Source organism: Agrobacterium rosae, from assembly GCF_002915175.1.
Classification (GTDB): domain Bacteria; phylum Pseudomonadota; class Alphaproteobacteria; order Rhizobiales; family Rhizobiaceae; genus Agrobacterium; species Agrobacterium rosae.
This window is the reverse complement of sequence record NZ_NXEJ01000008.1, coordinates 508521-525438: the sequence shown is the minus strand read 5'-3', so window position 1 is coordinate 525438 and position 16918 is coordinate 508521. Positions and strand designations below refer to the sequence as shown.

The 16918-nt window shown below is 57.4% G+C and carries 14 protein-coding genes; 10 read left to right on the top strand and 4 right to left on the bottom strand.

From position 1 onward, the window contains the following. Positions 1 to 9 precede the first annotated feature (9 nt). The 3 genes from CPJ18_RS18160 to pglB are packed head-to-tail and all read left to right on the top strand — an operon-like array spanning position 10 to position 3323. Entirely contained in the window at positions 10 to 903 is an 894-nt protein-coding gene (locus CPJ18_RS18160; RefSeq protein WP_103659575.1) for an SMP-30/gluconolactonase/LRE family protein, read from the top strand. Positions 904 to 938: 35 nt separating this feature from the next. After that, positions 939 to 1910 carry a mannonate dehydratase gene (locus tag CPJ18_RS18155; protein WP_103659574.1) on the top strand — a complete coding sequence of 324 codons (972 nt, stop codon included), beginning with the start codon at positions 939 to 941 and terminating at the stop codon, positions 1908 to 1910. Positions 1911 to 1970: 60 nt separating this feature from the next. Next, a complete protein-coding gene (pglB, locus tag CPJ18_RS18150; protein WP_103659573.1) occupies positions 1971 to 3323 on the top strand; it encodes a polygalacturonase PglB in 1353 nt (450 codons plus the stop codon). 104 nt (positions 3324 to 3427) lie between these two features. Here pglB and CPJ18_RS18145 read toward each other — a convergent pair whose 3' ends face one another. The 4 genes from CPJ18_RS18145 to CPJ18_RS18130 form a co-directional block, all read right to left on the bottom strand. After that, positions 3428 to 4735: an NtaA/DmoA family FMN-dependent monooxygenase gene (locus CPJ18_RS18145; protein WP_103659572.1), complete on the bottom strand. Its 1308-nt coding sequence runs from the start codon at positions 4733 to 4735 to the stop codon at positions 3428 to 3430. Continuing rightward, positions 4732 to 5985 carry an acyl-CoA dehydrogenase family protein gene (locus CPJ18_RS18140; protein ID WP_103659571.1) on the bottom strand — a complete coding sequence of 418 codons (1254 nt, stop codon included), beginning with the start codon at positions 5983 to 5985 and terminating at the stop codon, positions 4732 to 4734. The genes CPJ18_RS18145 and CPJ18_RS18140 overlap by 4 nt, the downstream gene beginning before the upstream one ends. Positions 5986 to 6118: 133 nt before the next feature. Then, on the bottom strand, positions 6119 to 7207 hold the full coding sequence (locus CPJ18_RS18135; RefSeq protein WP_103659570.1) for a rhodanese-like domain-containing protein: 1089 nt from the start codon (positions 7205 to 7207) through the stop codon (positions 6119 to 6121). A 25-nt stretch (positions 7208 to 7232) separates the two neighbouring features. After that, positions 7233 to 8837: an ABC transporter substrate-binding protein gene (locus tag CPJ18_RS18130; protein WP_103659569.1), complete on the bottom strand. Its 1605-nt coding sequence runs from the start codon at positions 8835 to 8837 to the stop codon at positions 7233 to 7235. 404 nt (positions 8838 to 9241) lie between these two features. Here CPJ18_RS18130 and CPJ18_RS18125 point away from each other — a divergent pair, with 404 nt between their 5' ends. The 7 genes from CPJ18_RS18125 to CPJ18_RS18095 all read left to right on the top strand — a co-directional run bounded on the left by CPJ18_RS18125 (position 9242) and on the right by CPJ18_RS18095 (position 16913). After that, positions 9242 to 10087: an NADPH-dependent oxidoreductase gene (locus CPJ18_RS18125; RefSeq protein WP_103659568.1), complete on the top strand. Its 846-nt coding sequence runs from the start codon at positions 9242 to 9244 to the stop codon at positions 10085 to 10087. A 153-nt stretch (positions 10088 to 10240) separates the two neighbouring features. Continuing rightward, positions 10241 to 11296, top strand: coding sequence for an ABC transporter substrate-binding protein (locus tag CPJ18_RS18120; protein WP_103659567.1), 1056 nt, complete (start codon positions 10241 to 10243; stop codon positions 11294 to 11296). An 11-nt stretch (positions 11297 to 11307) separates the two neighbouring features. Then, positions 11308 to 12201 (top strand): NmrA family NAD(P)-binding protein, encoded by an 894-nt coding sequence (locus CPJ18_RS18115; protein ID WP_103659566.1) that lies wholly within the window; start codon positions 11308 to 11310, stop codon positions 12199 to 12201. Further along, positions 12192 to 13364, top strand: a complete 1173-nt coding sequence (locus tag CPJ18_RS18110) for an LLM class flavin-dependent oxidoreductase (protein WP_103659565.1) — start codon at positions 12192 to 12194, stop codon at positions 13362 to 13364. Before CPJ18_RS18115 ends, CPJ18_RS18110 begins: the two co-directional genes overlap by 10 nt. 80 nt (positions 13365 to 13444) lie before the next feature. Beyond that, positions 13445 to 14644 (top strand): M20 aminoacylase family protein, encoded by a 1200-nt coding sequence (locus CPJ18_RS18105; protein ID WP_103659564.1) that lies wholly within the window; start codon positions 13445 to 13447, stop codon positions 14642 to 14644. A 42-nt stretch (positions 14645 to 14686) separates the two neighbouring features. Next, positions 14687 to 16282 (top strand): ABC transporter substrate-binding protein, encoded by a 1596-nt coding sequence (locus CPJ18_RS18100; RefSeq protein ID WP_103659563.1) that lies wholly within the window; start codon positions 14687 to 14689, stop codon positions 16280 to 16282. A 292-nt stretch (positions 16283 to 16574) separates the two neighbouring features. Continuing rightward, entirely contained in the window at positions 16575 to 16913 is a 339-nt protein-coding gene (locus tag CPJ18_RS18095; RefSeq protein WP_103659562.1) for a DUF3088 domain-containing protein, read from the top strand. Positions 16914 to 16918 lie beyond the last annotated feature (5 nt).

Genomic DNA, 16918 nt, shown 5'->3' with positions numbered 1-16918 from the left:
TGGGAAAGCATGACAGACCATCACCCGCCCCACTTTACCGCTGAAAGAATTGCCCGGACAGGCTGCACCGTTGGGGAAACGCCGGTCTGGGAACCGGAACATGGGCGTGTAACATGGGTCGATTCTCCCGGTGCTGCGTTGTACCGGATCACGTATCCCGATGGCGTTGTCGAGCGGTTTGACCTGCCGCTGCGCGTTGGGGCTCTGGCTATCCACGCAGAAGGCGGCTTCATCGCTTCCACAGAGCGCGGCTTTGCCAGGCTTTCCATCGTTGATGGTGTCGTAGAACTTGAGTTTGGTGCGGGCCCTGATCTGACACCCGGTTGGCGGATGAACGACGGTGCGTGCGACCGACAGGGCCGGTTCTGGTCCGGCTCCATGGCCCCGGATACCTCAGCCCCCGGAGCGTTTGGTACGCTTTTCAGTATAGAAACCGAAGGGAAAGTTCTGGAAAGGGGCGGGCGTTTCCGCACGCAAAACGGCCTTGCCTGGAGCCCGGATGGCAAGTCGATGTATGTTTCAGATTCCAACCCCATCAATCCCCATGTCATGGTGCATGACTATGATCCGGCCACAGGTGACTTTACCAATGGTCGATTGTTTGCGGACAAGGCCACTCTCGGTGGTCGCCCGGATGGTGCAGCGATGGATGTGGATGTTTGCTACTGGATCGCAGCAAGCGACAGTGGCCGCGTTTTGCGTATGACGCCCGGTGGTAAAATAGATACGGAAATTCGCATCGATGTGCCAAATCCCACGAATATCTGTTTCATCGGCAGCGATCTGAAAACGGCCTTCATCACCACGCTTCGGGCGGGCGGTACCGGCCAGGGTGGCGACGTCTACGTCGTGGATCTGCCCTATCAGGGGCTGGCCGAGCCGCGCTATGATTCAGGCCGATAACGGCCCCGTCACGAATTCCAATTGGAGGAACGCACATGTATCTCGGAACGCAAATTCCCGCACGCCATGACGACGACTACCGGGTGATGAAGCAGCTTGGTGTCAACAACATTTCGGCAACGCCGCCGGGTGACTGGCGGACCTGGGATCGCCCTACACTTGAGGCCTTCCGCGAGAAGATCGAGAGCTTCGGCCTTGTACTCGACATGACACAATTGCCGATGCCATCGACCCGCGTCGATCGTGATGTGCCGTGCAAGGACATCATGCTGGCTGGCCCCGATCGCGATAGCCAGATCGATGGCATTTGCCGTCTGATCGAGAACTGCGCGGCTGTCGGCATTCCCTCAGTGCGTTACAATTTCAACTATATCGGCATTCCACGCACGCCGATGGAGCCCGGTCGTGGCGGGTACATGGCAGAGGCCTTCCGCCTGGATCTGGCCAACCCCGATGAACCGACCCCGGAAGGAATAGGCTCTATCGATGAGGATACGATCTGGGAGCGAGTGGATTACTTCCTCGAGCGTGTCGTGCCTGTGGCGGAGTCCGTTAACATCCGTCTCGCCTGCCATCCGCATGACCCGGCAACGCCGCCCGGCTTTATGGGCGTGACGCGTGTGCTGGGAACCGTGGAAGGAATGAAGCGCTTCGTCCAAATGCACGAAAGCCCCGTTCATGGTCTCAACTTCTGCATCGGTACACTCGGCGAAATGGTCGAGGATGTCACGGAAGTGCCTGCCATTACCCGGTGGTTCGGAGAGCGCGGCAAGATCATGAACATCCATTTCCGCAACATCGTCGGCAAGCGCTACTCGTTCCGCGAAAGCTTTCTGGAAGACGGCGATATCGACATGCCAGCGGTCATCGATGCACTGCGCGACACCGGCTATCAGTACATGGTCATGCCCGACCACGCCCCGACGCTTGCTGGCGAGAACCAGCAGCAGGTCGCTTTCGCGTTTTGCTACGGCTATATCGCAGCCCTTCTTCAAACCCGTTGCTGAACCGGATGGCCCGCAGATGCGGGCCGCCTTTTGAATATCGCAGAAAACAACAGGTCATCCATGTCAGCCTCCCAAACCATCCGCATTTCACCACAAGCCGATGAAATTACACATAAACTGCAATCTCTATTCGATGGGCATGCGGATGCATTGCATGTCGTCTTGGAGCCGGGCATTCACACATGTGGAGGTTTGCGCCTGCGTTCTGATCTGACAATCGAGATTGCAGACGGTGCGGAGCTGCATTTCATTCCAAGCTACGATGCCTATGCCAAAACGACGGTGGCCATCGTTGCGGAGGAAAGCGACCGGGCAATGATGACGGCGGTTGGTGCCGCCAACATCGCGCTTATCGGTGGCGGGCGTATTTTCTGTGCGGGCTCTACGAAGTATACGCATGGTGATGACGGCGATATGGGTACCCTGACGGCAGCGCGTTATCGCCCGCGTATTCTCGTTCTGGACGATTGCCGCGACATCCGCATCGAAGGTCTGCGCATTCACGATTCACCCATGTGGACGATGCACTTTGCCGGTTGTGAGAACATTGAGGTCAAAGGCGTGCAAGTCGATAACGACCGCCGCATGCCAAACACCGATGGCATCGTTATCGACGGTTGCCGCAACGTGCGGATTTTTGATAGCACATTCCGCACCGCCGATGATGGTATTGTACTGAAGACCACACGCCGTGAAGATGGTTCGCTGACCGGACCGTGCGAAAACGTAACCGTTCGAAATTGCATCGTTGAAAGCCGTTCCTGCGCGCTCAAGCTCGGAACAGAGAGCTTTTCGCCGTTCCGCAATATTTCGTTCGAAGACGTCCGCATCGAAAAATCTAACCGCGGGCTTGGCATTTTCTCTCGTGATGGCGGCGTGGTCGAGGGCATCCGCTTCGTGCGCATCACCGCCGATTGCCACGAAACACCAGCAGGTTTCTGGGGCTCTGGTGAGGCGATCACGATCACCGTTCTTGATCGCAGACCGGAAGAATTTCCAGCTGGTAGTGTCAGCGACGTTTTGATCGAAGACGTCTCGGGCTCCATGGAAGGTGCGATCAACATGGTGGCTGAACACGAGGGAGGCATTTCCAACATCACCTTGCGCCGAATTTCTCTGGAGCAACATGCAGGACCGTTGAAGACCGGGCTTTGCTACGATATCCGCCCAACCATTGAAGACCGTTTCGACCGCTTTCCAATCGGTGATAAAAGCGCGGGCCGCGTAAACGCTTGGCGTTTCGGCCCAGACGGCAAAATCATCGGCTTGATCGACTACCCCAACGGAATTCCCGGAATTTTTGCAAAGGGCGTCTCCGGTCTTGTAACAGAGGACATCCAGATTACGCGGCCCGAACCGTTGCCTGAAAACTGGAATGCCGAAATTGTGGTGATTGCCAGCGCCGCTGAGTGAGAGAGCAAGGAATTTGATCATCGAGCGTGACGAGATGAAGGGCAGGCGGTCTTTTGCCATGGAGTAAGATCGCCACCCAACGGCGCTTCACTCGCTGATAGGCCTTAGGACGGGTATGGCAGTTGGTATCTGTCTCTAATCGTACGGCCTTCGTATTCTCTCGGGTACACACCTCGATCCTGCAAAATCGGGACGACCTGATCCACGAATTCGACAATGTCATCCGGCGCGCGTGGAGGTTGAAGGGTGTAGCCGTCTACGGTTCCATCCTGCCAGAGATCGATGATGCCCTCTGCCACGTCTTCGGCGGTGCCGAGCAGCAGGCGGTGATGTCCCTCTGATCGGCGCACGACCTCGCGCGCGGTCAATCGTTCATGCGCAAGCAGATCGGACAGGCCAAGGCCCATGCCGACTGCCCATTGTCGGTTCTGGTCCGGTATGAACTGTTCGGCGTTGAGCACGGCATCCGGGTCGAAACGGTCGGGGTCCAAGCCATTCTCTTTGATGAAGCGCGCCAGAAGCCCATCTTCGGATCCCGCGCCGCTAAACAACTCGTGTTTTCTCAAGGCTTCTTCGCGGGTTTCTCCCAGAATAACGACGAGGCCCGGTACGATGCGGATGCCGGATGGATCGCGGCCGAAAGCGAAGGCGCGGTCTCGCACTTTCTTGCCGAAAGCCTGCCCGGCGGGACGTGAGAGAATATTGCAGTAGATGATTTCGCCATGGCGCGCAGCAAGGTCGATGCCGCCTTCGGACGCTCCTGCCTGGGCAATGACCGGGTGGCCCTGCGGTCCGCGTGGCACATTGAGCGGGCCTTTGACGGTGAAGAATTCACCGTCGTGGTCGATGGGTTGGGCAGTCGCTGCATCCCAGAACCGGTCTTCCGGTACGTCTTGTTCGCGGCGCTCGTCCCAGCTGGACCAGAGCTTTTTGGCCACGTCCAGAAACTCCGTAGCCTTCGCATAACGTTCGCTGCGCGGCGGTAGCGGCGCATTGCCGAAGTTTGCCGCGACATTCGGATTGAACGAAGACACGACATTGATAATCAGGCGACCGCCCGAGACGATGTCGATGGACTGCGTTCGTCTCGCCAGATTGTAAGGCGAGTTATAGGTGGACGAGATCGTCGCCACGAAACCGATGTCTGGCACTTGAGCGGCAAGTGAGGTGGACAGGATCAGCGGATCGATGGTGTGAAAGGGTCGGCTGAGCGGATCCGTCAGAAGTGCGGGATGGTCTGATAGAAACACGGCGTCGAACCGGCCCTTATGGGCGATTTCCGTCAGGTGGCGATAATAATCGATATCGTTGATGTCGTGCCTTGTGCCGGTGCGATATTTCCAGGCGTTGGGAAGATAGCCGGTGGTGTTGATACCAACGTTCAGGTTCAGCCGGCGTTGTGGTTTGCTCATGCGTCTGCTTTTTCTTTGTCTGTTTGCACCGCCACTCCGACTCCGCCATTGGCGGGCGGCGAGGCACCGTTGACGGCGAAATCGCCAACGATCCTGTCGTGATAGATGCGTGGATTATGGGAGGTGATGGTGCGTGCGTTGCGCCAGTGGCGATCCAGCCCGTGGCTGCGTTTTGCCGAGGAGGCACCAAGGGCGTCGAAAAGCGTGGTGGAGGCGTCCAGTATCAACCTGCTGACAACCGTCACCGATTGGCTGACTTCGATTTCGGCGTTGCGGTTGGTGAAGGCAATCTGCTCTTCGTCACCTGAAAGATTAGCGTCATAGGCGGCTTGCAACGCCTCCGCAGCTTTCAGCACGATTGCACCAGCCGTGTAGGCCGCGCCGCGCACTTCTCCCACGACCTGAAGAATCTGCGGATCGTCCGAAAAACGGCCAGCATTGCTGCGCTGGTAGACCCGTTTGCGATCTGCAACCAGACGGGCGAGATCCGAGGCCGCGGCACGACCTATACCAGCAAGGGATGCCAGATGGACCAGTTGGAAAAAACCGCCGGAATAGCTGAAACGGAGGGCGCTTGGTTTGATCAAATCGTCTTCGATGGCCACATCGGTGAAGCGTGCCGTACCGCTTGCCGTCAGCGCCTGCCCGAAACCGTCCCAGTCATTAACGATTTCGACGCCGGGCGCACGGGTGGGAACCAGCGCACCGATGGGCTCGCCATCTCCATCCACCGCACCAAGCGTGATCCAGTCTGCGTAGAGGGAGCCGGTGGTGTAATATTTCTCGCCATTCAAACACCAGCCACTTCCGTCCCTTATCAACTGTGTCGAATAGGTCCCAAGCCGTGTCTCACCCAGTTCCGAAAAGCCGCTGCCGATGGTGTCGCCCTCTCCTAGTCGGGCAAGCCAGGTGTCACGCCATGAACTCGGCGGTGCATTGAGCAAATCTTCCGTAAAGCCAAAATGGCTACGATAGGCGTTGGTGAGGTTGGGATCGGCTTCGGCGAGTTCGATGATCAGGCCGAAAAGTTCAGGCAGGGTTAGACCGAGACCACCGTGTTGTTCCGGTAGGCGCAATTTAGAAAAGCCTGCCGCCTTCAAGGCGTCATACGCATCGAAACGAAGTTGCCTGTCGAGATCGCGCGCCACGGTGTCCTTGGCGATCTGCGCGAAAATCGGGCGAAAACGGCTCGCGATTGTTTCATAACGTTTGCTGGGTGGAGAACCCCAGGCGTGCAGGGTGTCGGTCATCGATAAATCCTGTGCGCGGAAGCATCCGGGCAATATCCGTCATGGTAGCAGCCGGGATTCCGGCCGCGAGTTAAAAATCCTTGGCCTGCAGGAAAGAAAAGCTTTGCGCGGCGTGCAAGGAGATACCATTGCTTCAAGCCGCGACCTGCGCCGCTTGCTCGAAATCATGCAGATGAATGGCGATCTCGAAACCGCGCCGTTTCAGCCAATGTGCGACCACCCGCGCACGCGCGCCTAGAAGGTCATCAACGAGTATGACCCGTGCTCCACGCACGGCGATGGTGCGGTAGGCAACGCCAAGCAATTGGCCACCCTCAGACGAAATCGAGCCTGGAATGTGTGATGCAGCGAATTCTTCAGGCGTGCGAACATCGAGAAAATAAGTGGTTCGCTCCTTGTCCGCCAACCATCGTTCCGTGGTTGATCGGTCAATGAAGACGAGGTCGTCCTCTTTCGAAAAGGTCTCCAGACGGGCCTGGGCAAATCGCTTCGCTTCCGCACTGGCGGGACGGTAGATATCGAAGAGGCCTGTTTCTAGGTCAAAGCCATCGTCCGTCCAGCCGCGTGTCCCGTCATGCAGATAGCTTACCCGGTTCTCGATCCCCGCATCGATCAATGTCTGCGCACCAAGGATTGCGCGTGGAAGTCCGGCGCAGGACACCACGATCTTTGTTTCTGTGGAAGTAACAAGGTCTGCGAATCTCAGCAGCAGCTCCGCGCCCGGCACGTTGACGGCACTGGGAACATGCGCCTTCTCATATTCGGGCGTCGTGCGCGTGTCGATAACGACAACATCCTCACCCGCCTCCTTCCATGCCTTGAGTTCGCGGGCGAAGACGACGGGCGTGTTCTTTTCTGCGCGGACCTTCTGCACGAAAGGCACGCCTGGAATGTCGAATGTCGGCAGGTTTTCAAGCCCGCCTTTGATCCAGGCAGGGAGGCCGCCATCCAGAAAATGGATATTGCTCCATCCCTTCGCTTTCAGCCGCTCAGCAGACTGGCGTGCGACCTCCGTGCCGTCGTCTACCAGCACCGTGCGGACGGATCGGCGCGGAACGAAACGATCAAGTTCGGCATCCAGCCTGTCGGCGGGCAGATTGGTTGCAAACAGTGGCGATGCATAGCCGACATCGTCTACCGGCCGGATATCGATGACGGCAAGTTCCTCACCGTCTCCGAGCCAGTTGATGAGCGTGTTCTTGCTGACGGATTGCTCTGACATATTGATCTCCTTGAATGGTGTTCGGTCAGGAATTTGGATCGAGCCAAAGGTCGCCGAAGCTCCAGTTGAGCCCCTGTGCGCCGGTGACGTAGTTCTTCAATCTCTTGTGGGCGACGATCTGGCTGCCTGCGGCCACGAGGTCCACCGAGGCGACGTCGTCATGGATGAGATGCTGGAACCGGCTCCATATCTCTTTCCGTTTCGCCTCATCCGGCTCGATGGCTGCCGCCTCAAGCAGGGCGTCCGCTTGCGGGTTCGCATAGTGGGCGGCGTTGGAAAAGGGCAGGCCGAGTTTGAAGTTCTTGCTCCAATAGGCGCGCTGTATGCCAAGGGACGGATCGAAGGTGTTGGAAAGAGATTCCACGACGAGGTCGAAGGCACGGTCGGTGTAGACGGTCTTGAGATAGGTCGGCAGATCGTATTTGCGGATTTCGACCGCGATGCCGATCTTTTCAAGCTGGTTGCGAATGACATCCGCAAAACCCGGTGTCAGATAGGAATTGTAGGTGAGCCGTACAGGGAACCGTTTGCCGTCGTCCTTGCGGGGATAACCCGCCGCATCCAGAAGTCGTTCGGCCTCCTTTGGATCATAAGGGTGAGCTTTGACTGAGGGATCGTACCATCTGGTCAGTGCCGTGCTGACGGGGCTTGGCGAAACCTGACCGTAACCGAATAGGCCCACATTGACGATTTCCTCTAGGTTGATTGCCTTGGCAATGGCAAGACGCACATCCTTCTTCGCGAAGATTTCGTTGTCGTAATTGAAAAACAGCTGCTGCTGCGGCCCCGCATAGGCATAGGTCGTCGTATCCAGTACAAGGTCGGGATTTTGCTTCAACCTGTCCAGATCGGCCAGCGGAACGGGGTTGTCACCAATATCGACCTCACCGGTTTCCAGCGCGACAGCGCGCGCAGCAGGATCGGTGATGATGCGCAGCACGATGCGGTCGAGATAGGGTTTGCCTGCATCCCAGTAATCCGGATTGCGTTCGAAGATAAGATGGCTGCCCGGGGTCCACTGCGTCAGTCTGAACGGGCCGGTGCCGATGGCGGTCTTGAGTGTCTGTCCATCGCCGGGTTTCAGCGTTTCGAAAATATGTTTCGGCACGATGGGCGATTCAGAACTCGATTGAGCAGCGATCAGGAAAGGTGCCGGTTTGGACAGCACGATGATGGCGGTCAGCGGGTCTGGCGTCTCGACGGCAGTGACGTTCTGGTAGGTGATGCGACCGCGCGGATGGGCCTCCTTGAGCCGGAAAATCGAGAAGGCCACGTCGTCCGAGGTGAAATCCTTGCCGTCGTGCCATTTCACGTTCGGGCGCAATTTGAACGTATAACGAAGATGGTCTTCCGAGACCGACCATTCGGTAGCCAGAAGCGGCTTTGGTGCGAGATCGAAATCGAATGTCAGCAGGCCTTCAACGATTTTCGGGCCAATGGCCTGACCTGTTCCCGAGGAGGTGTTGATGGCAAACAACGCGTTGCCTGGATCGACCCGATAAAGAAGATTGAGGGTTCCGCCCGAAACCGGGCGCCGAGAGGCATCCGCTCCAAAGACAGATCCCGGCAGGGCCGTGCCTGCGGCGGCCAGAAGCAGTAACTGATTGAATGTGCGACGCCCTATACCCATTGCACTGTTCCCCATCCATGTGAAAACCCGGTGTCGAATGAATTCAGCATGTCGGCAGACGTGTTTTTTCGTAAGAATAATCTTCTTCCGTGAGGCGCAAGAAATCATGTCTTCAGGAATTTAATTCCAACATATTTGAGTTTTGGGTGAAAGCTTGCTTTTTGCTCTGGTGGAAGTAGGCACGTATTGCACGAGGCTGCATGAATACGGAACGGTTGAAATCGACTGTGACCGCGTGCTCTGCTCCGGGCCGGAAATTTTCTTCCAAGAGCGGGTTGTCGATTGGCAATGCGTTCCTCGGCTGTCTATGTTGGGACGCATATGAATTACATGACCGTGCAGTTGCCGGGTCAGAAGGCTGTAAAGCGCTTCACTCTGTTTTCTGATCGCCCAAGAGGTTTTCTATGACGATACATTCTTCTTCCATCACCGAAGGCGAAGTTCCACAGCAGCGTCTTGCCGCGCGCTATGGCGTGGAGCAGGATTTTTCGCTGCCTTTCTGGAACAGCACGATCGATGCGCTGCTGAACCACCGCACCGCGCGCGCCTATCTCCCAAAACCACTGCCCGAGGGCGCACTGGAACTTCTGGTGGCAGCGGCCCAATCCGCACCCACCTCGTCCAATCTTCAGGCTTGGAGCGTCGTTGCCGTTCGAGATGAAGATCGAAAGGCGCGGCTCGCGGGCTATACCGGCGGCAATGCGCATATTCTGTCTGCGCCGCTGTTTCTCGTCTGGCTGATCGACCTGAAGCGGCTGAGAACCGTGGCCCAACAGCTTGGCAATGCGGGAGAGGGTCTCGATTATCTCGAAAGTTTTCTGATCGGTGCCATCGACGCAGCTCTGGCCGCGCAGAACGCCGTTGCGGCAATCGACAGCCTCAGTCTCGGCTCATGTTATGTCGGCGGTATTCGCAACAAACCTCATGACGTTTCCCGTGAACTGCAACTGCCGCCGGAAACGGTCGCTGTGTTCGGCCTCACTGTCGGATATCCCGACCCGGACGTCATCACCGACGTAAAACCACGTCTTCCACAATCCTCCGTGCTGTTTCACGAGACATATTCCGGAACGCCTGAGGCGGATCTGGGTGCCTATGACGATGTGTTGAAGGCATTTCAAGCCAAACAGAACTTGCCGCAATCCGGCTGGACAGGCCCCATTGCAAAACGCGTCGAGAACGCAGACGCGCTGAAAGGCAGAGCAGAATTGATACAAACCCTGCGAACCCTCGGCTTCCCGATCAAATAGGAGCGACCTGCCCGGTATGCGGAAGCTTATCGGGCGGCTGTGCTTTGGAAAAGCGATCTCATCAGGTGCCTGATAAATAGTATAGTATATCTATAGAATAAATAATTATCCTTATAGCGTACCGTGCATAGGTCGTATGTAAGGATGAGAACCATGGCTGACGCAGCCCTTCGCAAGGTCACCCAACCGCAATCCGTATGGTATGCACGCTGCCCTGCACCCACACCATTGTCGATTGCCGCGCAACTCGGCTGGATCGACGAAGGCTTTGCGGCGCATGGGATTGAGGTGAAATCCATTCGCGATGCGGCTGATCCAGCCGTTCGCCAGAGCCACTTCGATCATCGGCTGGACTGGTCCTTTCGCCAAGGGGGCAATATTCCACCCATCTGGACGCGGTCGAAAGGTCGCCAGACCCGGCTGATTGGCCTGACGCGGACGGATGAGTTTCAGGCGGTTATCGCCTTGCCGGAAAGCGGCATAACCAATGGCAAAGATTTGAAAGGTCGACGGATAGGCCTGCCGAAACGACCGAATGAGATCATCGATTTTCAGCGTGCCACATCGCTCAAGGGCATGGTCTCGGCTCTTGTGATTTCCGGCCTTTCTACAAACGACGTGGAACTTGTAGATATTGCCGCCTCCGAGCCGGTTCTGCTCGATCCCGCCAACCAAAGGCTTCATGGTCTCAAGCGCCGGTTTCCCTATGGCGAAGAAATCGCGGCGTTGTACCGTGGCGAAATCGATACCTTCTTCGTCAAGGGTGCCGAGGGCGTAACGGTTGCCAACCTGATCGGTGCGCGGATCATCGTCTCGACAGGATTTCATCCAGACCCGAAAATCCGCATCAATAACGGTACGCCACGGCCTTTGACTGTCGATGCGACCTTTGCGGACGAGCGGCCGGATTTGGTTGCCGAGCTGGTATCGATTGTGCAGCGGGTCTCACACTGGGCGAATGAGAACCCTGATGATGCAGTGCGTTTCATCGCGCGTGAAATCGGGGTGAGCGAGGATGCCGTTCTGGCCGCCAACGGCCCACAGGTGCATCGCCAACTGGTGCTTGATCTCGATCCTGCAGAAGTGGATGCCATCAGCCACTTCAAGGACTTTCTGTTGGAATGGAAGTTCATTCCTACGGATTTCAACGTTCACGACTGGCTCGATCCGCGCCCGCTGGCCGCCTCGCGCCAGTCCGTTGGCACGTGAGGGCGGGAACAATGGCGGTGGATATTCTGGTCACGGGCGCGACAGGCAGGCTGGGAAAGCTTGTCGTGCCACGGCTTCTGGATGCGGGCAAAACGGTTCGCGTGCTGACCCGGCGTCCGCAGGAGGCAATAGGTCTCTGGGGCGACAAGGTTGAGGTCGCGCAAGGAGATTTCGCTGATCCGGCGACCGTGAGGGAGGCTGCGCGGGGCGTTCACAAACTTTTCCTCCTTTCACCGATCAGCGAGACGCTCATCGTTCATCAGACTGCCGCCATCGATGCCGCAAAAGATGCGGGTGTTGCGCGCATCGTCAAGATATCCGGTTCTGACTGGACTTTGAGAAACCCCGACCGCTCCATATCCGGTGCCGCCCATGCAGCGGTAGAGGCGCATCTGGTCGCTAGCGGCATTGCACATGCCATTGTGAGGCCGAACGCCTGGATGCAGGTGGCGCTTGCCCCGGTCATCGCGGCTGCCGGCAAGGGAGAGGATTTACCGAGCAGGTATGGACACGCCGCCGTGTCTTACATCGATGCGCAGGACATCGCCGATGTCGCAGTTCATGCCCTGCTCGATGACACGGTCTCATCCGACCCTCTGATTTTGACGGGGGCAGAGGCGCTGACGGTACACGACATCGCGCGTATCGCAGCGCGCATACTACAGCGTCCCCTTGGCGTATCTGCCGTATCATCCGCAGCTCTGCCAACGCATATCGATGCATTCGAAAGGCGTGCCATCGGCGAGTTCGTCGCGCTGATCGGGGAAGGACTAGCCGCACCGCTAACGCAGACGGTGTCGCGCATAACCGGCAATCCGCCACGCAGGCTGGAGGATTTTTTGCGCCGCCATCTGGTGTCCGTCGAAACGCAAAACGACCCGAAGGGAGAGAAGACATGGCACTGACTGCGCCGATCACCGGAGACCTGGAACTGAAAGGGCCGATCGACTTCGCGGAAAGCCCGCTCAGCCGCGCTGCACGGCAGCCCTTGATGCTGGGACTGTTCCTCAACCTTCAGGACATCAATTTCTCAAGCCTGCCAACCAGCAACAGCTGGACCTTCGACTATAATGTCGAACTGGTAAAACGGGCGGAGGAACTGGGTTTCGAGCTTGCCTTCAGCCGCACGCAATGGCTGCCGAAAGGCGGTTATGACGGGGATTCCTCGCTCGACAGCTTCGTTGCCTTGGGCGCGATGGCAGCAGTGACGAAAAGTATCCTTCTGATTTCGACCATTCATGTGCTCTACGGTCCCCTCCATCCGCTGCATCTGGCCAAATATGGCGCAACGCTCGATCACATCGCGAAGGGGCGGTGGGGCATCAACATCGTCACCGGTCACCGTGCCATTGAGCACGAAATGTTCGGTTGGCAGCGCATCGAGCACGACAAGCGCTATGACATGGCAAGTGAGCTTTTCGACGTGCTGCACCGGCTGTGGGGCGAAACCGAGAATTTCTCCCATGAGGGAAAGCTCAATCCATGGGCAATCAGCAATGGCTGGATCACGCCGAAACCTGCCTTTGGCCGCCCGAACCTGGTGACGGCCACCGGCTCCCCGGCTGGTATCGACTTTGCGGCACGCCATTCCGATCTGGTGTTCGTCACCTCGCCCGGCGGCGCGCATATCGATAGCGCATTGGAAACGCTTCCCGACCACGTCGCGACCATCAAAAATCGGGCAAAGGCCTATGGCCGGAAAGTCAAGACGATCATCAATCCCATCATCGTCAGCCGCGATACGGAGGCCGAGGCAATCGCCTATGCGGATGCCATAGAGGCCGGCAAGCCGCAGCCGGGCGGCACGCGCGCTTTCGCGACCACCAATTATGAGAGCGATGCCCATGCCTGGCGCGGACGCGGCGACCCGCGCCACAAGCAAGGGCGCAATCTTGGCGGCAACATCGAGATCATCGGTTCGCCGGAACAGGTGGTCGAGCAGCTCATCGCGCTGAAAAATGTCGGCATCGATGGTGTTCAACTCAACTTCTACGATTTCCGAGAAGACCTGGAATATTTCGGCGACCGTATTCTGCCGCTGATGAAGGAGGCTGGGTTGAGGCTTTGATGCTTCTTACCGCTCTTTCTGCCCTGCATCGCCATGACCTTGGCGGCGCGATTTCTTTCCAACCGCAATGAGGAACTGCCGTGAATATTGCCGTCGATCCCGTGAAGACACCCGCACCTCAGATTATCGATCTGATCGGAACCTATGTACCGGAACTGGTGGATATCCGGCACGACCTTCACCAACACCCGGAAATCGGCTTTGAGGAGGTGCGAACGTCCGGCATCGTCGCGGAAAAGCTTGCGTCGTGGGGTATCGAGGTTCATCGCGGATACGGCAAGACCGGCGTCATCGGCGTGCTTCGTGGCAAACATGCGGGCAACCGTGTCATCGGTCTGCGTGCAGACATGGATGCTCTGCCGATGCCGGAGGAAACCGGTTTGCCCTACGCTTCGGTTTATCCCGGCAAGTTCCATGGTTGCGGGCACGATGTCCACACCACGATTCTGTTGGGAACGGCACGTTATCTTGCCGAAACGCTGGATTTCGCAGGCTCGGTGGTTTTCATTTTCCAACCTGCTGAGGAAGGGTTGGGAGGGGCGCGCGCAATGATCGCGGACGGCCTGTTCAGGGACTTTCCGGTGGATGAGCTTTACGGGCTGCACAATTCGTCACACGCCGCGACCAATCATCTCAAGGTATCGCCGGGAACGATCCTGGCAGGGGCGGATTTCTTCGATATTCGATTTAAAGGCAAAGGCGCGCATGCGGCCCACCCGGATGTGGCGCATGACCCTGTGCCCGCAATCGGTGAACTCATTACCGCCTTGCAGACGATTGTCAGCCGCAATGTGTCACCCACAGAACCGGCTGTCCTGTCTATCACGCGTATTGAAGCCGGGTCCGCCTATAATGTCATACCCGAAACCGCTTTGATTGCCGGGACGGTACGGGCGTTTTCCGATACGGTGCGCGAAACCATCCGATCACGCATCCGCACGATTTCGGAGCATATCGCACAGGCCCATGGTCTTTCGGCAGAGGTGGATATTCGCGATATCTTCTCGGTTCTGACCAATGACAACACATCCGTTGACATCGTCGCCGACGTTGCGCGTCAGGTCTTGGGCGAGGCTCGCGTGTCCACGGAACCCAGCCGCTTCATGGGCAGCGAGGACTTCGCCGATCTGTTGAAACACGCGCCCGGCGCATTTTTCACGCTCGGCCATTCCGGCACCGTACCAGCCCACAATCCCGGCTTCATCGTCGATGACGCAATCCTTCCGGTGGGCGCGACGCTGTTTGCGCGCCTGGTGGAAAGCCGTTTGAAACCGGCCTGATGCCGCACCCCATTTCATAACCAAAACGAAAAGGAAACAATCATGGATTTGACCAGGCGTAAGACATTGCTTTTGGGCGCTGCGCTCGGTGGGGCCACACTTTTGCCATCGCTGTCATTTGCCGCTACACAGACACCCAGCAAGGGCGGCATCGTAACCTTTGCCGGGTTGGGCGAGCCCACGACCCTCGTGCCATTGTCGGATAGCAATACGCGCACGCGCGCCATTTCCACGAAGATCCTTGAAGGGCTGGTGCGGTTCGACAGCGAGTTCAAGCCGCATCCCGTTCTGGCCGAAAGCTGGGATGTGTCTAGTGATGGTCTGCGCTACACCTTCAAGCTACGCCAAGGTGTAAATTGGCACGACGGCAAAGATTTAACGTCTGCGGATGTGAAGTTTTCGCTGCTGGCCTTCAAGAAAGTAGGGCCACGCGGGCGCATCACCTTTGCCAACATCGCCGACGTCGAAACGCCCGATCCGCTGACCGCCATCGTGGTTCTTTCCAAACCCGCACCCTATCTATTGCGGGCGCTCGTCGGCGGTGAAACGCCGATCTTGCCAGCACATGCCTATCCCTCCAACAATTTTAGCGAAAGCCCGAATGGAAACGCGCCAATCGGCACCGGGCCATTCATCTTTGAAGAGTGGAAGCGCGGCAGCTATGTGAAACTCAAACGCAACCCGAACTACTGGCAGGCTGGCCTGCCGCATCTGGATGGTTTCATCGCACGCTTTGTTGCCGATTCGGCATCTGCGACGATTGCTGTGGAGACAGGTGAAGCCGACTACGCGACCGATGTATCCTTCGGCGATCTGGAACGCTTGCGGCAGGATCCGAAACTGGCTGTCGATGTCTATACGGATGCCTATCTGAACAATGCAGCCGTCTTCGAGTTCAATCTCGAAAATCCCATCCTCGCCAAGAAGGAGGTCCGTCACGCGTTGGCGCACGCCATCGATCGCAATTTCATAAACGATGCGATTTTCTATGGCACCGCGAAACCCGCGGGATCGAATATTCCGGCGATCTTCACCGCATATAATGACGAGGCACCGTTCAACCATCCATTCGATCTTGCCAAGGCCAACGCGTTGCTCGACAAGGCGGGTTATCCGAAAGGCGCGGATGGGACACGGTTTTCGCTGCGGCTCGCCTTCCTGCCGTCGGACGTTTTCCGCAAAACCTCTGAATATCTGCGCTCCTCATTCGGGAAGCTCGGTATCAAGGTGGAAACGCTTGACGGTGATCTCGCGACCTTCATCAAGCGTGTCTATACCGAGCGCGGTTTCGATCTGACGGTAAACGGCATCAGCCGCCTGTTCGACCCGACAGCCGGCGTACAGCGGCTGTACTGGTCCGATGGCATCAAGAACCCGGCACCCTATGTCAACGCAGCGCATTACAACAATCCGAAGGTGGATGACCTTTTCCGGGCTGCTGCCGTGGAAAGCGATGAGACAAAGCGTGCCGCGCAGTTCAAGGACATTCAAAAGATCACCGGTGACGAATTGCCGAATTTCTCCATCGTTGCGCTGCCGACAGTCATTTTGCGAAACGTCAATCTGCAATCTCTGGTGACGACTATCGATGTTGCCTACAGCGACCTCGCGACTGCGTGGAAGCAACCGCAAAGCTAATCCCTGCCTCTTCTGCTACCTGGACCCGGCGCTTGCGTCGGGTTTTTTATTGCGTGTCGCTCTTGTCGGCCATTTCCCTAACGTCTGCTTCAGAGCGCAATCGGCGAATGCCATTGTCCTTTTGGACCATCCGGAAAAAGGAAATGCCTGGAGAGTAATCTTCCAAAGAACGCTATTTCATCGTTGTTTTTCGGCAAATTTATTCTTCGCATGGCGGCAAAAATACGTTTCTGGACCCACCATATCTCCCGCGTCAGTGTCGGTTCACCCTAACTGTCAATGATGGATGCCCATGGCCAAGGACACGCTTTTTCTCATCGCCCCCGGTTTTGAAGACCCGAAACATCCGGGGGTGACGTTCGTCTGCCCTCATTGCAACCAGATCGAAGGGCTGCTTGGAGCTTTTCCAGATCTCGCCAAACGGCTCGATATTCACCGCGTCGGCTTCACCCGTCCGCGCGAGGCGGTGATTGCGCGGGTTGGAGAGCAGAACCAGTCGCTGCCGCTTCTGATTTTTGCGGAGGACGCGCCCGAAGACGCCACAGTCCACGGCGACAAGCGCTTCATTCAGGACACGAAACGCATCCTTTCGCTGCTGGCCGAACGTCACGGCTTTCCGCAGCTTCATTGATATCG

What these genes read in the sequence shown, in the direction of transcription:
- CPJ18_RS18160 (WP_103659575.1), top strand. Translation starts at nt 10, where the DNA reads ATGACAGACCATCACCCGCCCCACTTTACCGCTGAAAGAATTGCCCGG.
- CPJ18_RS18155 (WP_103659574.1), top strand. Translation starts at nt 939, where the DNA reads ATGTATCTCGGAACGCAAATTCCCGCACGCCATGACGACGACTACCGG.
- pglB (WP_103659573.1), top strand. Translation starts at nt 1,971, where the DNA reads ATGTCAGCCTCCCAAACCATCCGCATTTCACCACAAGCCGATGAAATT.
- CPJ18_RS18145 (WP_103659572.1), bottom strand. Translation starts at nt 4,735, where the DNA reads ATGAGCAAACCACAACGCCGGCTGAACCTGAACGTTGGTATCAACACC.
- CPJ18_RS18140 (WP_103659571.1), bottom strand. Translation starts at nt 5,985, where the DNA reads ATGACCGACACCCTGCACGCCTGGGGTTCTCCACCCAGCAAACGTTAT.
- CPJ18_RS18135 (WP_103659570.1), bottom strand. Translation starts at nt 7,207, where the DNA reads ATGTCAGAGCAATCCGTCAGCAAGAACACGCTCATCAACTGGCTCGGA.
- CPJ18_RS18130 (WP_103659569.1), bottom strand. Translation starts at nt 8,837, where the DNA reads ATGGGTATAGGGCGTCGCACATTCAATCAGTTACTGCTTCTGGCCGCC.
- CPJ18_RS18125 (WP_103659568.1), top strand. Translation starts at nt 9,242, where the DNA reads ATGACGATACATTCTTCTTCCATCACCGAAGGCGAAGTTCCACAGCAG.
- CPJ18_RS18120 (WP_103659567.1), top strand. Translation starts at nt 10,241, where the DNA reads ATGGCTGACGCAGCCCTTCGCAAGGTCACCCAACCGCAATCCGTATGG.
- CPJ18_RS18115 (WP_103659566.1), top strand. Translation starts at nt 11,308, where the DNA reads ATGGCGGTGGATATTCTGGTCACGGGCGCGACAGGCAGGCTGGGAAAG.
- CPJ18_RS18110 (WP_103659565.1), top strand. Translation starts at nt 12,192, where the DNA reads ATGGCACTGACTGCGCCGATCACCGGAGACCTGGAACTGAAAGGGCCG.
- CPJ18_RS18100 (WP_103659563.1), top strand. Translation starts at nt 14,687, where the DNA reads ATGGATTTGACCAGGCGTAAGACATTGCTTTTGGGCGCTGCGCTCGGT.
- CPJ18_RS18095 (WP_103659562.1), top strand. Translation starts at nt 16,575, where the DNA reads ATGGCCAAGGACACGCTTTTTCTCATCGCCCCCGGTTTTGAAGACCCG.